The 532-nt window shown below is 63.7% G+C and carries 1 protein-coding gene; it reads left to right on the top strand.

Translation table 11 applies throughout. The annotated features are described in order from the left end of the window. Positions 1-532, top strand: a 532-nt coding sequence (locus AC08OU_RS24410) for a cbb3-type cytochrome c oxidase subunit I (RefSeq protein ID WP_476605915.1), incomplete at both ends; no start/stop codon positions are given.

The following is a 532-nucleotide window of genomic DNA, read 5'->3' as shown; positions in this document are numbered from 1 at the left end:
TACTTCGGCCACCCCGAGGTCTACATCATCGCCCTGCCGTTCTTCGGCGTCATCAGCGAGATCCTGCCGGTCTTCTCCCGCAAGCCGCTGTTCGGCTACAAGGGCCTGGTCTTCGCCACCATCGGCATCGGAGCCCTGTCCGTCGTGGTGTGGGCGCACCACATGTTCGTCACCGGCGCGGTGCTGCTGCCCTTCTTCGCGCTGATGTCGTTCCTCATCGCGGTGCCGACCGGGATCAAGTTCTTCAACTGGATCGGCACGATGTGGCACGGGCAGCTCACCTTCGAGACGCCGATGCTATTCGCGGTCGGTTTCCTGGTGACCTTCCTGTTCGGTGGCCTGACCGGGGTGCTGCTGGCCAGCCCGCCGATCGACTTCCACGTCAGCGACAGCTACTTCGTCGTCGGCCACTTCCACTACGTCGTCTTCGGGACCGTGGTGTTCGCCGCCTTCGGCGGCACCTACTTCTGGTTCCCGAAGGTCACGGGCCGGATGATGAACGACCGGCTCGGGAAGGTCCATTTCTGGACGC

The sequence above is a fragment of the Frankia sp. CcMO1 genome (assembly GCF_977945845.1).
The sequence above is the reverse complement of the archived record's forward strand: the minus strand, read 5'-3'. Positions and strand labels throughout refer to the sequence as shown.